This is a genomic window from Mesorhizobium sp. M8A.F.Ca.ET.161.01.1.1 (assembly GCF_004792105.1).
GTDB lineage: Bacteria > Pseudomonadota > Alphaproteobacteria > Rhizobiales > Rhizobiaceae > Mesorhizobium.
In genome coordinates, this window is the sequence record NZ_SRTD01000542.1 from 1 (window position 1) to 278 (window position 278).

Below are 278 nucleotides of genomic sequence, written 5' to 3' on the forward strand. Positions count from 1 at the left end.
GCTGGCGGCAGAAACCGATCCAGCAGGTTCCCGAATATCCTGATGCGGCAGCGCTTGCGGCAACGGAAGCCACGCTTGCAACCTATCCGCCGCTGGTATTTGCCGGTGAGGCCCGCCGCCTCAAGAAGCAGCTTGCCAATGTGGCGGAAGGCAACGCCTTCCTGCTGCAGGGCGGCGATTGCGCCGAGAGCTTCCTCGAGCACGGCGCGGACAATATCCGTGACTTCTTCCGTGCCTTCCTGCAGATGGCCGTGGTGCTGACCTATGGCGCACAGCTG

1 protein-coding gene is annotated in these 278 nt (G+C 63.3%); it reads left to right on the forward strand.

Annotation, left to right across the window (positions count from 1 at the left end; all coding sequences use genetic code 11):
- The coding region (locus tag EN804_RS36935; RefSeq protein WP_189602258.1) for a 3-deoxy-7-phosphoheptulonate synthase at positions 1-278 on the forward strand (278 nt) is incomplete at both ends.